The sequence below is a fragment of the Sediminivirga luteola genome (assembly GCF_014639315.1).
Classification (GTDB): Bacteria; Actinomycetota; Actinomycetes; order Actinomycetales; family Brevibacteriaceae; genus Sediminivirga; species Sediminivirga luteola.
This window is the reverse complement of record NZ_BMFY01000008.1, coordinates 80,444-95,149: the sequence shown is the minus strand read 5'-3', so window position 1 is coordinate 95,149 and position 14,706 is coordinate 80,444. Positions and strand designations below refer to the sequence as shown.

Here is a 14,706-nt window from a genome sequence, read left to right as displayed (position 1 = left end):
CCTGCCCCTCCCGGTCACGGCGCGACCGAGCAGCGGGGAGTGCGCTAGCCGCGCTCCCCGCCCTCGCGCGCCAGGGCCGTGAGGCGGGAGAGGCAGCGGAGGTATTTCTTCCGGTAGCCGCCGGTCACCATCTCCTCGGTGAAGAGGTCGTCCAGGGGAACCCCGGAGGTCACGAGCGGCAGGTTCCGGTCGTACATGCGGTCCACCAGGGCGACGAGCCGCAGGGCCACGCTCTGGTTGCTCACCGGGGCCACGCCCGTCCAGTACACCTCGGCGACGCCGTCGAGCAGCTTGCCGTAACGCGAGGGATGCACCTTCTCCAGGTGCGTCGTGATGCCCTCGAAGGAGTCCAGCGCCACCTGGTGCTGCGCTGCCCGGCGGTGCGCCCGGGCCGCGACCTCGTCATCGCTGAGCGGCTCGGGGGGCGTCGGCAGGCCGCGGTGCCGGTAGTCCTCGCCGTCGATCCGGTAGACGGTGAACTGCGCGGCCAGCGCCTGGATCTCCCGGAGGAAGTCCTGGGCCGCGAACCGGCCCTCCCCGAGGGCGCCGGGCAGCGTATTGGACGTCGCGATGATCTTCACCCCGGCGTCGGTGAGCTCCCGCATCAGCCGGGACATCAGCACCGTGTCGCCCGGATCGTCGAGCTCGAACTCGTCGATGCACACCAGCTTCATCTCCGAGAGCCGCTCACGCGCCTGGGCGAAGCCGAGCGCGCCGACCAGATTGGTGTACTCCACGAAGGTGCCGAAGGCGGCCGGCTTGGCGTGCGCGTGCCAGGAGCTGGCCAGCAGGTGGGTCTTGCCGACGCCGTAGCCGCCGTCCAGGTAGATGCCCCCGCCGGACGGCGAACGCCCGGAGCCGAAGAGCTTGGCGAGGAAGCCGCCGGACTCGCCGCCCTTGCGGTCGACGAACGCCTGCAGCTGGTCCCTGGCCTGCGCCTGGGACGGCTGCGCCGGGTCCGGCCGGTAGCTGTCGAAGGAGACGTTCGCGAAATGCGGAGGAGGCACCAGTCCGGTGAGAAGCTCCTCGGGCTGCATCTGCGGGATCCGGTCCACCAGATGCATGGGCTCTGCGGTCGTCTGCTCAGTCACGATCCATGATTCTACGTGACCGGGCTCGCACGGCTAGAAGCCGAGGCGCCCTAGCTGCTTGGGATCGCGCTGCCAGTCCTTGGCGACCTTCACGTGCAGGTCCAGGTAGACCGGGGTGCCCAGCAGCGCCTCGATGCCGGTGCGGGCCTGGCTGCCGATCTCGCGCAGCCGCGAACCGCCCCGGCCGATGATGATGGCCTTCTGGCTGGGCCGCTCGACGAAGACGTTCACCCGGACGTCCCACAGCGGCCGGTCCGCCGGGCGGTCCTCCCGCGGGAGCATCTCCTCGACCACGACGGCCAGCGAATGCGGCAGTTCGTCGCGCACGCCCTCCAGGGCGGCCTCGCGCACCAGCTCGGCCACCATCCGCTGCTCCGGCTCGTCGGTCAGCTCGCCCTCCGGGTACAGCGGCGGCGAAAGCGGCATCTGCTCGGCGAGCACGCCCTCGAGCACGTCCACCTGTTCCTCGGCCACCGCCGAGACCGGGACCAGCGCGGCGAAGTCCATGAGCTCCTGAGCGGCGAGCAGCGCCTCGGCCACCCGCTCGCGGGAGACCCGGTCGGTCTTCGTCACGATGCCCACCACGGGAGTCCGCGCGATCCCGGCGAGCTTCTGCGCGATGAACCGGTCGCCCGGCCCGATCTTCTCATCGGCAGGCAGGCAGAACCCGATCGCGTCGACCTCCGCCAGGGTCGCCATCACCAGCTCGTTGAGCCGCTCGCCCAGCAGAGTGCGCGGCCGGTGCAGCCCCGGCGTGTCCACCAGCACGAGCTGATGGCTCTGCCGGTGCACGATGCCGCGGATGGTGTGCCGCGTGGTCTGCGGTTTGGACGAGGTGATCGCGACCTTCGTGCCCACCAGGGCGTTCGTCAGGGTCGATTTGCCCGCGTTGGGACGGCCGACGAAGCAGGCGAAACCCGCCCGGTAGTCCTCAGGCACGTCCGTGCGGAAGATGGGTGAGGTCATCGCGGTGCTTCTTCCTGCTGGTGTTCCTCGCGGCGGACGATGAGGCTGGTGACGCGATGGCGGCGCCCGGTGCCCGGCAGCGCCTCGATCCGCAGCCCGTGGGTGACGGCCGTGGAGCCGGCGATCGGCACCCGGCCGAGCGCCTTGGCCAGCAGGCCGCCGAGGGTGGTGACGTCCTCGTCCTCCAGCCGCATGTCCCACAGCTCGGCGAGCTCGTGCAGGTGCATCCGGGTGGAGATCCGGTAGGAGCCGTCGCCGAGGTCGACGATGTCCTCGTCGACCGCGTCGTGCTCGTCGTCGATGTCGCCGACGATCTCCTCCACGATGTCCTCGATCGTGATCAGTCCGGCGGTGCCGCCGTACTCGTCGACCACGATGCACACATGCGTGGCCTCGCGCTGCATGTACCGCAGCAGGTCGTCGATGGGCTTGGTCTCGGGGACGAAGGAGACCTTGCGGGCGAGCTCGGCGGCGGTCACGGTCTCCCCCTGCTCGGGGTGCAGGTGCAGGCGCCGGGCCACGTCCTTCAGGTAGAGCACCCCGAGCACATCGTCCTCGCTCTCGCCCACCACCGGCACGCGGGAGAACCCCGAGCGGTGGAACAGCGAGACCGAGTCGTGCAGCGAGGTGTCCGCGCCGACGGTGACCAGATCGGGCCGGGGCACCATCACCTGCCGTGCCGTGGTGTCGCCGAGCTGGAAGACGGACTGGATCATCTCCCGTTCCTCGTCCTCGATCACGTCCGAGGCCGAGGCCCGCTCCACCAGGTCCCGCAGCTGCTCCTCGGTGACGAACGGCCCGTCCTTGAGCACCTTGCCCGGCGCGAGCATATTGCCCAGCCAGACCAGGATGCGCGCCAGCGGTCCGAGGCCGCGGCGCAGGCCGTGCGCGAGCCAGCTCAGCAGCAGCGCCACTTCCAGGGGACGGCCGCGGCCGATGGTGCGCGGGGAGACGCCCGCGACGGTGAAGACGAGCACCGCGGAGACGCCGAGCGCCAGGAAGAAACCGCGCCAGCCCATGTCGACCAGTTCCACCAGGATCATGGTGATGGACACCGTGGCGCCGGTCTCGCAGAGGGTGCGCATGAAGACCAGGACGTTGATGTGCGTCGGCAGGTCTTCCAGCACGGCTTTCAGGGATCGCACGCCCCGGCGGCCCTCCTCCTCGCTCTCCCGGACCCGCTGGTGCGGGACCGAGGTCACGGCGGCCTCCTCCGCGGCCAGCACGGCGGCGAATCCGAGCAGGCCCAGCGCCAGGAGGATCAGGGCGAGGACCAGCGGGTCAGGCATCGGCGGCCTGCCCGCGGCCGGCCAGGAAGGTCAGCAGGAGGGTCCGCTGCAGGCCGAACATGACCTTCTCCTCCTCCGGCTCGGCGTGATCGTAGCCGAGCAGGTGCAGGATGCCGTGGACGATCAGCAGCAGCATCTCCTCCTCGGCCGAGTGCCCGGCGCGCTGCGCCTGGGCGGCGGCGACCGGAGGGCATAGCACGATGTCCCCGAGGATGCCCTCGCTGGGGCGTTCCGGGGAACCGGGCCGCAGCTCGTCCATCGGGAAGGAGAGCACATCGGTGGGCCCGGGCAGGTCCATCCATTCGATGTGCAGCCGCTCCATCTCGGCCTCGTCCACGTAGGTGAGGGTCAGCTCGGCGGCCGGATGCACGTGCATCTCGGCGAACACGTGCTCGGCCAGCGCGACGGCCTCCTCCATCGGGGCCTCGTGCTCGGTCTCGTTGTGCACCTCGACGCTCATCTGCTCAGCCCCTCGCTCCACTGGCCGTAGGCATCCACGATCTGGGAGACGAGCTTGTGGCGCACCACGTCCCGGCTGCCCAGCTGCGCGAAGTGCACGTCATCGAGGCCGCCGAGGATGTCCTGTACCACGCGCAGTCCGCTGGCCGCCCCGCCGGGCAGGTCGACCTGGGTGGTGTCGCCCGTGATCACCATGGTGGAGCCGAAGCCCAGGCGGGTCAGGAACATCTTCATCTGCTCCGGCGTGGTGTTCTGCGCCTCGTCCAGGATGATGAAGGCGTCGTTGAGGGTCCGCCCGCGCATGTACGCCAGCGGGGCCACCTCGATGGTGCCGGCCTCCATCAGCCGCGGGATGGTGTCCGGGTCGAGCATGTCGTGCAGCGCGTCGTACAGCGGCCGGACGTAGGGGTCGATCTTCTCGTTCAGGGTGCCCGGCAGGAAGCCCAGGCGCTCGCCCGCCTCCACCGCCGGCCTGGTCAGGATGATCCGGGTGACCTCCCTGCGCTGCAGCGCCTGGACCGCCTTGGCCATCGCCAGATAGGTCTTGCCGGTACCGGCCGGGCCGATGCCGAAGGTGATGGTGTGCCGGTCGATGGCGCGCACGTACTCGTGCTGGCCAAGCGTCTTGGGCCGGATCGATTTGCCGCGGGAGGAGAGGATATTGGCGCTGAGCACATCCGAGGCGCGGGTGCCGCCGGCGGCCTGCGCCTGGACCGCCGCGGCGCGCTCGACCGTCTCCGGTCCCAGCGTCAGGCCCTCGTCCAGCAGCCGCCGCAGCTCCCCGATGAGCGCGACGACCTCTTCGACGGCCGGTTCGGCGCCGCGGATCTCGATCTCGTGGCCCCGGCTGAACACCTCGATGCCCGGGTACAGGCGTTCGATGGTGCGGATGGTGCTGTCATGGGCGCCCAGCAGGGCCAGCATGTCGATGGATGCGGGAATGGCGAGCCGCGCCGTGCTGTCGGTGCTCAGCAGAAGGTCCTCTCGTCGATGTGCTCTTGGCCCATTCTATGCCGTCCTGTCCCGCGCCGGCCGGGCACGCCGGCCGGAGCGGATCAGCCCCAGCGTCCCAGCCGCTCCTGCAGCAGAGCGCACGCCACCGGGCCCGCGGTCGAGGCGCGCAGCACGGTGGGGCCCAGCTTGACGATGCGGGCCCCGGGCACGGCGGAGAAGACCTCCAGCTCATCCGGGTGCAGGCCGCCCTCGGGACCCACGACGAACACGATCCGGCGTGCCTGCCCCAGCTCTGCCGGGTCCAGCGAGGTGAGCGGCTCCGTGGCGGATTCGTGCAGGACCAGCAGCAACGCTCCCTCCTCGGCGGCACGGGACGCGATCTCCCCGGCGGTGGAGAGCCCGGCCAGCCGGGGGATGCGGGTCCTGCGGGACTGCATCCCGGCGGCATGCAGGCGCTGGCTCCACTTCGCGGCTGCCTTGTCCCGCCGCTGCGCCGGCCAGCGCACGATGGACCGCTGCGCCTGGAACGGGATCACCTCGTCGACGCCGACCTCGGTGGCCGCCTCGATGCCCTGCAGGTCCCGGTCGCCCTTGGCCAGGGCCTGGGCCAGGACCAGCGCGGGCGTGGGGGCGGGCTCATGCTCCAGCCGGCTGAGCCGCACGATGCCCCCGGCTTCGAGCACGCCGTGCGCGCGCAGGCCGTTCCCGTCGGAGAGCTCGATCGGCTCGCCCTCCCCGTGACGGCGGACCCGCAGCGCGTGGTGCGCGACGTCCTCGCTCAGGACGATCCGCTCGTCCACCGGGCCGTCGCCCGCACCGGCATGCTGGGCGCACTGCCCCAGGGCGGCGGGATCGTAGTAGAGCGGGTGGGTCACCGGCCCGCGAACCTCTCCCGCAGCCGGGAGAACGGGCCCCGCGCGGTATTGCCCATGGATGCCTGGGGCACGGCCTCGCCGCGGAGCTCGGCCAGCTTCTCCAGCAGCTCGCGCTGCTTGCCGTCGAGCTTGCCGGGCGTGGCCACCTGCAGCCGCACCTTCAGATCGCCGCGGCCCTGCCCGCGCAGATGGGTCACGCCCAGACCCGGAAGCACGATGGTCTCGCCCGACTGGGCGCCGGCCTCGATGTCCAGAGCCTGCTCACCGTCGAAGGTCTCGATCGGCATGGAGGCGCCCAGCGCGGCGGCGGTCATCGGCACGGTCACGGTGCAGTGCAGGTCGTCGCCCTTGCGGCTGAACACCTCATGCGGCTCGATGTCGAACTCGACGTAGATATCGCCTGGGGGCCCTCCGGCCATGCCGACCTCGCCCTGCCCGGAGAGCCGTATCCGGTTGCCGCTGTCCACGCCGGCGGGAATCCGGATGCTCAGCTCGCGGCGCTGGCGCACCCGGCCCTCACCCTGGCAGGAGTGGCAGGGCGAGGGGATCACGGTGCCGAAGCCCTGGCAGTGGTTGCACGGGGCGTTGGTGACCATCTGGCCCAGCAGGGTGCGGGCGACGCGCTGCACCTGCCCGGTGCCGTGGCACAGCGGGCAGGTCTCGATCGAGGTGCCCGGCTCGGTGCACTCGCCGCGGCACGTCTCGCAGAGCACCGCGGTCTCCACCGTGACTTTCTCGGTGCCGCCGAAGACGGCCGTGCGCAACGGGATCCGCACGTGCAGCAGCGCGTCCTGGCCGCGCTGCGTGCGGGACGGCGGGCCGGACGGGGCACCGCCCCCGCCGCCGAAGAAGGTCTCGAACAGGTCGCTGAAGCCGCCGAACCCCGCGCCCGGGCCAGCGGTGCCGTTGGCGCTGCCGCCGAGGTCGTAGTTGCGCCGCTTCTCGGGGTCGCTGAGCACGTCGTAGGCGTGCGAGACGCGCTTGAACTCGTCCTCCTTGCCCGGGCTGACGTCCGGGTGGAGCTTCCGGGCGAGTTTCCGGTACGCCTTCTTGATCTCGTCGGCAGTCGCGTCCCGGCTCACACCGAGGGTTTCGTAGTGATCGCTCACGAGGAGTGATTCGTCCTTCCCTTGAGGGGCGATGATGTCATGGAGAAGAGGATGTCAGCGGCGGCGCTCCAGCGCATCCGTGACGTACTTGGCCACCGAACGCACCGCCGCGATGGTGCCGGGGTAGTCCATCCGGGTGGGGCCGAGCACCGCGATCCGGGCACCGCTGTCGGTATCACTGCCGTAGCCGGTGGAGATGACGGAGGAGGTGGCGAAGGAGCGGTGGGCGTTCTCTTCGCCGATCCGCACCGACACCTCCTGGGCGTCATCGGCCATCGAGGCCAGCAGCCGCAGCAGCACCACCTGTTCCTCGAAGGCTTCCAGCAGCGGGCCGATGGACTCGCCGAAGTCGCGCCCGGCGCGGGCCAGGTTCGCGGTTCCCGCCATCACCACGCGTTCCTCGCGGCTGCCGCGGGCGATGTCCTCCAGCACGAGCGCCACGGAACGGGCGAGTTCGGCGTCGGCCGCCGGCAGGGTACGTTCCAGTCCCCGCAGCTGACGGCCCACATGGTTCACCAGGGCGCCGTCGAGCAGTTCGTTCACCCGATGCTTCACCCGGGCGATACCGTCGAGGAACTCGCGTTCGGGCGCCCGCTCGGCGCCCGGCGGAGGCGAGACGTCCACGATGCGCTGCTCCACCCGGCCCTCGTCCGTGATGAGCACGGCCAGGCAGCGGCTGGGCCCCAGCTCCACCAGCTCGACGTGCCGCACCCGGGCGGAACTGAGCGCCGGGTACTGCATGACCGCGACCTGATGAGTCAGCTGTGCCAGCAACCGCACCGAACGGTCCACGATGGAGTCCAGGTCGATGGGCCCCTCCAGCACGGTGGCGATGGCCCGCCGTTCCGCCGGCGAGAGCGGGTTCAGCTCCTCGATGTGATCGACGAACTCCCGGTACCCCTTGTCCGTGGGCACCCGCCCGGCGGAGGCGTGGGGCTGCACGATCAGCCCTTCGCGCTCCAGCTGCGCCATGTCGTTGCGCACCGTGGCGGGCGAGACGTCCAGTTTGTGGCGCTCCACGAGCGCCTTGGAGCCAACCGGGTCCTGCGTGCTGACATAGTCCTCCACGATGGCCCTCAGGACACGCGCCCTGCGCTCCGCGCTCATCACCGTCACCCCCTCATGCAGATTGGCACTCGGCCTTTCTGAGTGCCAATTCTACGCCTCCCCGGCCTGTCCCGTCAGGTTCGCCCCGCCCGGGCCCTACCCTGGTGCACTGTGTCCGGCTTCAATGATCGCTACGGCCCCGATGTCCTCGCCTCCGGTATGCACCGGCGCGCCTCCCTGCCGAAGGTCCCGGCCGAACGCGGCCTGGTCGTGGAGGAGACCGCGACCGGCTGGGTCGGCGCGGTGGTCCGCGTCGAGCGGATCGGACCTGAGCGGATGGCGGTCCTGCAGGACCGCCACGGGCGCGAGCGCGCCTTCCCGCTGGGGCACGGCTTCATGGTCGACGGCAGGAACGTCGAGCTCACCCGGCCGCAGACGCCGCCTGGTGCCGCTGCCCGGACGCCGCGCCGCACCGCCTCCGGCTCGATCGCGGTGCCGGGCGCCAAGGCGCGCACCGCACGCGCCTCCCGCATCTGGGTGGAGGGCAGGCACGACGCCGAGCTGATCGAGAAGGTCTGGGGCGACGATCTGCGGATCGAGGGGATCGTGGTGGAGCCGCTGGGCGGCATCGACGACCTCGCCGAGGCCATCGCCGCCTTCTCCCCCGGCCCAACCCGCCGCCTGGGCATCCTGGTCGACCATCTCGTCGAGGGCTCAAAGGAGTCCCGCATCGTCGCCCGGGCCATCGCCGATGCGGGTCCCGCAGGCGAGGCGGTGCTCGCCCTGGGCCATCCCTTCGTCGACGTCTGGGAGGCGGTCCGGCCCGAACGCGTGGGCTTGCGCGCCTGGCCGCAGATCCCCAAGGGGCAGGATTACAAGCGCGGCATCCTGGCCGCACTCGGCTGGCCGGCCGAATCGGCCGCAGATGTCGCCTCCGGATGGCAGCGCATCCTCGGCACCGTGCGCACCATCGCCGACCTCGATCCGGAGCTCTCCGGGCGGGTGGAGCATCTGATCGACTTCGTCACCCAGCCCGCCGGGCCCGGGTGATGCGTAGACTGGGCAGCAGCACGACCCGTCCATCGAATCCCCCTTCACACGTCGAGGAGGCGTCATGACACAGCCCCCCACCCCGGATCCCCAGCAGCCCGACCCGCACGCCGGCGGTCAGCCCGGCCAGCACACCGGCGGTCAGCCCGGCGGCTGGGCGCAGCAGGAACCCGCACCGCAGCAGCCGCATCAGTACGGACAGTCAGGGCAGCAGGATCAGCCCGGCCAGTACGGCTACCAGCAGCCCGCAGGCCAGCCGGGACATCCCGGGCAGCCGGGCGCACCGGCCGGCGGGATCGACGAGAACGCCAAGCTCGCGGTCATCGCGGCGCACCTGGGCGCCCTGCTGACGAGCGTCGTGCTGCCGCTGATCATCTTCCTGGTGTTCAAGGACAAGAACCCCCGCGTCCGCGAGGAGGCCCGTCAGGCCCTCAACTTCAACATCACCATGCTGATCGCCGCGATCGGCCTGGGCATCGCCACCGGGATCCTGGGAGCGGTCACCTTCGGCATGCTCGGCTTCCTCGTCATCCTGGCCTACGCGCCCACCATCATGGTCTGGATCTTCGGCATCATCGCGACCGTGACCTTCCTGAAGGAGCCTGCGGGCGGGCGCGAGCCGTACAAGTACCCGCTGAGCTTCGAACTGGTGAAGTGATCCAGCGTGAGCGTTCCGCCGCAGGGGCCGCCTAACGGTCCTCCGCCCCAGCCGGGACAGCAACCCTACGGACCGCAGCAGCCGCACCAGGGGTTCGGGTTCGCACCCGGCTATCCGCCGCAGGGGTTCCCGCCGGGCCAGCCGCAGACGGGCTATCCGCAGCCGCAGCATCCGCAGGGCTTCGCGCCGGGTTATCCGCCGGCGCCCACGCCGGACGAGCGGCAGACGGCCATGTGGTGCCATCTGGGCCTGGCGCTCTTCGGGCTGCTGGTCCCGCTGATCTTCTTCCTGACCAACCCGAGCTCCCCCTTCGTCCGGGAGAACGTCCGGAACGCACTGAACTTCGGGCTCACCTGCTTCGGCGCGAACCTCATCATCACGATCGTCTCCATCCCGCTCATGTTCGTGCTGGTGGGCATGTTCACGATCTTCCTCGTGTTCGTCGTCGTGATCGCCGCACTCGTCCTCGGCATCATGGCCGCCATGGCGGCCAACCGCGGCGAGGTCTACCGCTACCCGATGGCCATCGAACTGGTGAAGTGACCCGGCGCCGCTGGCGGGGCCGGGCCTCCCGGTCAGCCCGCCAGCGCCCGCACGACGGTGTCGGCCAGGAGCCGCCCCTTGCCCGTCAGCACGATCCGCCCGCCGGCGGCCGCGTCCCTCTCGATCAGGCCATCGGCCAGCACCGTCTCCAGGGCGCCGGCCGCCTCGCCCGCCTCGCGCATATCCAGGCCCTCCGCCGTGCGGATACCCAACATGACCGTTTCCAGACGGCGGGCCTGGGCGTCCAGCAGCTCCCGGCCGTGTGCCGGGGATTGGCCAGCCATCAGCCGGGCCGCCCAGGGCCGGGGATGCTTGACGTTCCACCAGCGCACGCCGCCGATGTGGCTGTGCGCTCCGGGCCCCACGCCCCACCAGTCGCCGCTGCGCCAGTAGAGCCGGTTGTGCTCGCAGCGGGCCTGCGGGCCGCGGGCCCAGTTGCTCACCTCGTACCAGCGGTAGCCGGCCGCGTGCAGGGCAGCATCGGCGATCTCGTATTTCCGGGCCAGATCGTCCTCGTCCGGTGCCGGGAGCTCGCCCCGGGCCACCTGCCGGCCCATCCGGGTGCCCGGCTCGACGATCAGCGAGTACGCCGAGACGTGATCCGGCTCCAGCTCCAGGACCGTCTGAAGGCTGCGCTGCCAGTCCTGCACCGTCTCCCCCGGCGCGCCGTAGATGAGGTCGAGGCTCACCTGCATGCCCGCATCGCGGACGGCGGCCACGGCCTGCGGGACGCGCGCCGGGTCGTGGGTACGGTCGAGGACCGCCAGGACATGCCCGACCGCGGATTGCATGCCGATCGAGACCCGGGTGACACCGGCGCGGGCAAGCGCCCGCGCATAGGCGGCATCGAGAGTGTCCGGATTGGCCTCGGTCGTGATCTCCGCGCCAGGCGCCAGCCCGAAGGCCTCCCGCGCCGCGTCGACGACGGCGGCCAGATCCTCCGCCGGCAGCAGCGTCGGCGTGCCCCCGCCGAAGAACACCGTCCGCAGGGGACGCGGCGGCAGCCCCGAGTCCGCGAGCACCCGAGCGGCGAAACCGATCTCCCGCGACGCCATGGCGGCGTAGTCCTGCCGTGAGGCGTTCTCCCCGAGCTCCTCGGCGGTGTAGGTGTTGAAGTCGCAGTACCCGCAGCGCACCCGGCAGTACGGCACGTGCACGTACAGGCCCAGCGGCCGCCCGCCGGCGCAGGCGGCCGCGGAGGACGGGAGCAGTCCGTCGGCGGGCGCAGGAAGTCCTTCGGGCTGGGCGGGCATGGCACCATCCTAGTCCGGCGCGCGGTATAGAGTCGGCTGCATGGCGCCTGGCACCCCCTCCCCCGCTCGCGTGGAATTCCGCAAGTTCGACGGCTCGCCGCACTGGGCGTTCGACTGCTTGCATCTGGGCCAGGACAGCCACGGCGAGTGGTTCGGGGCGCCTCCCGGGACCATCGCGCACCGGCCAGGCGGGCGGGAGAAGAGCGCCCGCACCGTGGAGTGGGACCGGCCCGTGCTGTTCCTGGCGCCACCGGAGGCCTGGTGGACGCTGACCTTCAACCTGGATTCCTCGCCGCCGCTGCTCTCCTCCGTGCCCCGGCTGGGCGAGCTCTACGGCGATGTGGGCACCCCGATCGAGCTGAGCCGGCAGCACGCCGACGGGGAGTCAGGCGGCCGGCTCCTGGTCCGGCTCATCGACCTGGACCTGGACATCCGCCGCAAACCCGGCGAGGAGCCCTACGTCGACGACGAGGACGAGTTCGCCGCGCGGCAGGAGAGCATGCACTACCCCGAGCACATCGTGCACGGGGCACGCGCCGGCGCGCACGAGCTGTTCGCCATCGTCGCCGCCAACGACGAGCCGATCCGCAGCCGCTACCTCCGCTGGGCCAAGCTGCTCATTTCTTCTTCTCGTCCCCGCCGTCCGAGGACAGCGCCGCGATGAACGCCTCCTGAGGCACCTCCACGCGGCCGACCATCTTCATTCGCTTCTTGCCTTCCTTCTGCTTCTCCAGCAGCTTCCGCTTGCGCGAGATGTCGCCGCCGTAGCACTTGGAGAGCACGTCCTTGCGAATGGCGCGGATGGTCTCGCGGGCGATGATCCGCGAACCGATCGCCGCCTGCACGGGCACCTCGAACTGCTGCCGGGGGATGAGCTCCCGGAGCTTGCCGGCCATCAGCACGCCGTAGGCGTAGGCCTTGTCCTTGTGCACGATCGCGGAGAAGGCGTCGACCTTCTCCCCCTGCAGCAGGATGTCCACCTTGACCAGATCGCTGACGGCGTCGCCGTCGTTGTCGTAGTCGAGCGAGGCGTACCCCTTGGTGCGTGACTTGAGCTGGTCGAAGAAATCGAACACGATCTCTGCCAGCGGCAGGCGGTAGCGCAGTTCCACCCGGTCCTCGGAGAGGTAGTCCATCCCCTGCATCTGACCGCGGCGGGTCTGGCACAGCTCCATCACGGCACCGACGTACTCGCTGGGCGTCAGGACGGTGGCGCGCACCATCGGCTCGCGGACCTCGCGGATCTTGCCCTCCGGGTACTCGGAGGGGTTCGTCACGCGGTGCTCCGTGCCGTCCTCCATGGTGACGTCGTAGACCACAGAGGGCGCGGTGGAGATGAGATCCAGGTCGAACTCGCGTTCCAGCCGCTCGCGCACGATCTCCAGGTGCAGCAGCCCCAGGAACCCGCAGCGGAAACCGAAGCCGAGCGCCGCGGAGGTCTCCGGCTCGTAGGCCAGGGCGGCGTCGTTGAGCTTGAGTTTGTCCAGCGCCTCCCGCAGCGCCGGGTAGTCCGAGCCGTCGATGGGGAACAGCCCGGAGAACACCATCGGCTTGGGATCCCGGTACCCCGCGAGCGCCTCCGTGGCGGGGGTCTTGGCGTTCGTGACGGTGTCGCCGACCTTGGACTGGCGGACGTCCTTCACACCCGTGATGAGATAGCCCACCTCGCCCACGCCCAGGCCCCGGGTGGGGGTCGGCTCCGGGGCGCTCACGCCGATCTCCAGCAGCTCGTGGGTGGCGCCGGTGGAGAGCATCTCGATGCGCTCGCGCGGGGACAGCTGACCGTCGATCACCCGTACGTAGGTGACCACGCCGCGGTACGTGTCGTAGACCGAGTCGAAGATCATCGCCCTCGCCGGTGCCGAAGCGTCTCCGACCGGGGCGGGAACCTCCCGCACGATGCGGTCCAGCACCGCCTCGACGCCTTCTCCGGTCTTCCCGGAGACACGCAGGCAGTCCTCCGGCTCGCAGCCGATCAGCCCGGCCAGCTCCTCGGCGTATTTGTCCGGCTGCGCCGCCGGCAGGTCGATCTTGTTGAGCACGGGGATGATGGTCAGGTCGTTCTCGAGCGCCAGATAGAGATTGGCGAGGGTCTGCGCCTCGATGCCCTGCGCGGCGTCCACCAGCAGCAGCGTGCCCTCGCAGGCGGCCAGGGACCGGGAGACCTCGTAGGTGAAGTCGACGTGGCCGGGCGTGTCGATCATATTGAGCGCGTACGGGGTCTCGCCCACCTGCCAGGGCATGCGTACCGCCTGGGACTTGATGGTGATGCCCCGTTCGCGTTCGATGTCCATCCGGTCCAGGTACTGGTTCTTCATGTCCCGCGGCTGGACCACTCCGGTGAGCTGCAGCATACGGTCGGCCAGGGTCGATTTGCCGTGGTCGATGTGGGCGATGATGCAGAAGTTCCGGATCAGCCCGGGATCCGTGGCGGCCGGGCGGATGCGGGCGTCATCGGCGCTCACCTGTGGCGACATAGGGGGCTTTCATCCTTGCGGGTCTGTTGGCGGTTACTCGTGGCTAACCGGTCCATTGTTTCATGTTTCGACCGGCGCGTTTCGCCGATAGCATCCAGGCATGGCCACCGATCAGGCCGTGCCGGCCGCGCTCACCGTGATGAGCTTCAATCTGCGGTATCCGGCCGCCGATGCGCACCCGTGGCGGCGCCGCCGGGCGGCGGCGCAGGCGGTGATCAATCAGGAGCTGCCGGCACTCATCGCCACCCAGGAAGGCGTGTACGACCAGCTTCAGGAGCTCGTCTCCGGCCTGGACGACCGCTACGCCTGGACCGGTGAGGGACGGGACGGCGGCGATGCCGGGGAGTTCTGCGCCGTCCTCTACGACCGCCGGCGGATCCGCTTCGAGGCGGGGGCGACGCGGTGGCTCTCCCCCACCCCGGAGGAGCGGAGCCGCGGCTGGGGCTCCTCGCACCGGAGGATCGCGACCCTCGTCGACGTCACCGACCTGCGGGCCGGCCGGCAGCTTCGGTTCATCAGCACGCATCTGGATCATCGCTCGGCGCAGGCACGCAGCGAATCCGCCCGCCTGCTGCGGCGGTGGGCGGCGGAGGGCGGCGCCGCCGTCGTGGCGGGAGACTTCAACGAGCCGCCGGACGGGCCGGCGCACCGGCTCCTCTGCGCCGCCGGATCGGACGAGGCCGCTCCCCCGCTCCGCGACGCCTTCGCTGCGGACGTGCCGCGAGCGGGCGATGACGTGGGGAGCTTCCACGGCTACCGGGACCGGCACCTGGGCGGGCCGCGCATCGACTGGATCCTGCACAGCGCGGCGCTGACCGCGCTCTCCTCGGGTGTGAGCCAGTTCCGCCTGGACGGCCAGGCGCCGTCGGATCACTGGCCGGTGCAGGCGCAGCTGCGCTGGCTGGGGCCCGACGCCGGCGCTCGGGGAACCTAGG

15 protein-coding genes are annotated in these 14,706 nt (G+C 70.8%); 5 read left to right on the top strand and 10 right to left on the bottom strand.

Annotated features, from left to right (window positions below):
- Nucleotides 1-44 precede the first annotated feature (44 nt).
- From zapE to hrcA, 8 genes are all read right to left on the bottom strand, one after another.
- Nucleotides 45-1,064 carry a cell division protein ZapE gene (gene zapE / locus IEW13_RS10195; RefSeq protein ID WP_188550896.1) on the bottom strand — a complete coding sequence of 340 codons (1,020 nt, stop codon included), beginning with the start codon at nucleotides 1,062-1,064 and terminating at the stop codon, nucleotides 45-47.
- Nucleotides 1,065-1,124: 60 nt separating this feature from the next.
- A complete protein-coding gene (era, locus tag IEW13_RS10190) occupies nucleotides 1,125-2,057 on the bottom strand; it encodes a GTPase Era (RefSeq protein ID WP_188550811.1) in 933 nt (310 codons plus the stop codon).
- A complete protein-coding gene (locus tag IEW13_RS10185; RefSeq protein WP_188550810.1) occupies nucleotides 2,054-3,346 on the bottom strand; it encodes a hemolysin family protein in 1,293 nt (430 codons plus the stop codon). The genes era and IEW13_RS10185 overlap by 4 nt, the downstream gene beginning before the upstream one ends.
- Nucleotides 3,339-3,806: an rRNA maturation RNase YbeY gene (gene ybeY / locus IEW13_RS10180; protein ID WP_188550809.1), complete on the bottom strand. Its 468-nt coding sequence runs from the start codon at nucleotides 3,804-3,806 to the stop codon at nucleotides 3,339-3,341. Before ybeY ends, IEW13_RS10185 begins: the two co-directional genes overlap by 8 nt.
- On the bottom strand, nucleotides 3,803-4,729 hold the full coding sequence (locus IEW13_RS10175; RefSeq protein ID WP_188550808.1) for a PhoH family protein: 927 nt from the start codon (nucleotides 4,727-4,729) through the stop codon (nucleotides 3,803-3,805). Before IEW13_RS10175 ends, ybeY begins: the two co-directional genes overlap by 4 nt.
- Nucleotides 4,730-4,860: 131 nt before the next feature.
- A complete protein-coding gene (locus IEW13_RS10170) occupies nucleotides 4,861-5,634 on the bottom strand; it encodes a 16S rRNA (uracil(1498)-N(3))-methyltransferase (RefSeq protein WP_229745073.1) in 774 nt (257 codons plus the stop codon).
- The gene (gene dnaJ / locus IEW13_RS10165; protein WP_188550807.1) at nucleotides 5,631-6,743 is read right to left on the bottom strand and encodes a molecular chaperone DnaJ; all 1,113 of its coding nucleotides are present in this window, start codon (nucleotides 6,741-6,743) and stop codon (nucleotides 5,631-5,633) included. Before dnaJ ends, IEW13_RS10170 begins: the two co-directional genes overlap by 4 nt.
- Nucleotides 6,744-6,797: 54 nt before the next feature.
- On the bottom strand, nucleotides 6,798-7,850 hold the full coding sequence (gene hrcA, locus IEW13_RS10160; protein WP_188550806.1) for a heat-inducible transcriptional repressor HrcA: 1,053 nt from the start codon (nucleotides 7,848-7,850) through the stop codon (nucleotides 6,798-6,800).
- Between the two features lie 159 nt (nucleotides 7,851-8,009).
- Between hrcA and IEW13_RS10155 the strand changes: the two genes are divergently transcribed.
- From IEW13_RS10155 to IEW13_RS10145, 3 genes are all read left to right on the top strand, one after another.
- The gene (locus IEW13_RS10155) at nucleotides 8,010-8,840 is read left to right on the top strand and encodes a DUF3097 domain-containing protein (RefSeq protein WP_188550894.1); all 831 of its coding nucleotides are present in this window, start codon (nucleotides 8,010-8,012) and stop codon (nucleotides 8,838-8,840) included.
- A 64-nt stretch (nucleotides 8,841-8,904) separates the two neighbouring features.
- Nucleotides 8,905-9,498: a magnetosome magnetite crystal formation protein family gene (locus tag IEW13_RS10150; RefSeq protein WP_188550805.1), complete on the top strand. Its 594-nt coding sequence runs from the start codon at nucleotides 8,905-8,907 to the stop codon at nucleotides 9,496-9,498.
- 6 nt (nucleotides 9,499-9,504) lie between these two features.
- Nucleotides 9,505-10,041 (top strand): DUF4870 domain-containing protein, encoded by a 537-nt coding sequence (locus tag IEW13_RS10145; RefSeq protein WP_188550804.1) that lies wholly within the window; start codon nucleotides 9,505-9,507, stop codon nucleotides 10,039-10,041.
- A gap of 32 nt (nucleotides 10,042-10,073) precedes the next feature.
- On the opposite strand, the gene hemW is transcribed toward IEW13_RS10145, so the two are convergent.
- Nucleotides 10,074-11,294: a radical SAM family heme chaperone HemW gene (gene hemW / locus IEW13_RS10140; RefSeq protein WP_188550803.1), complete on the bottom strand. Its 1,221-nt coding sequence runs from the start codon at nucleotides 11,292-11,294 to the stop codon at nucleotides 10,074-10,076.
- A 40-nt stretch (nucleotides 11,295-11,334) separates the two neighbouring features.
- Between hemW and IEW13_RS10135 the strand changes: the two genes are divergently transcribed.
- Nucleotides 11,335-11,958: a DUF402 domain-containing protein gene (locus IEW13_RS10135; protein WP_188550802.1), complete on the top strand. Its 624-nt coding sequence runs from the start codon at nucleotides 11,335-11,337 to the stop codon at nucleotides 11,956-11,958.
- Here IEW13_RS10135 and lepA read toward each other — a convergent pair.
- Nucleotides 11,912-13,771 (bottom strand): translation elongation factor 4, encoded by a 1,860-nt coding sequence (gene lepA / locus IEW13_RS10130; RefSeq protein ID WP_188550801.1) that lies wholly within the window; start codon nucleotides 13,769-13,771, stop codon nucleotides 11,912-11,914. The two genes, IEW13_RS10135 and lepA, sit on opposite strands and share 47 nt — an antisense overlap.
- Nucleotides 13,772-13,871: 100 nt before the next feature.
- Between lepA and IEW13_RS10125 the strand changes: the two genes are divergently transcribed.
- Nucleotides 13,872-14,705: an endonuclease/exonuclease/phosphatase family protein gene (locus tag IEW13_RS10125; RefSeq protein ID WP_188550800.1), complete on the top strand. Its 834-nt coding sequence runs from the start codon at nucleotides 13,872-13,874 to the stop codon at nucleotides 14,703-14,705.
- Nucleotide 14,706 lies beyond the last annotated feature (1 nt).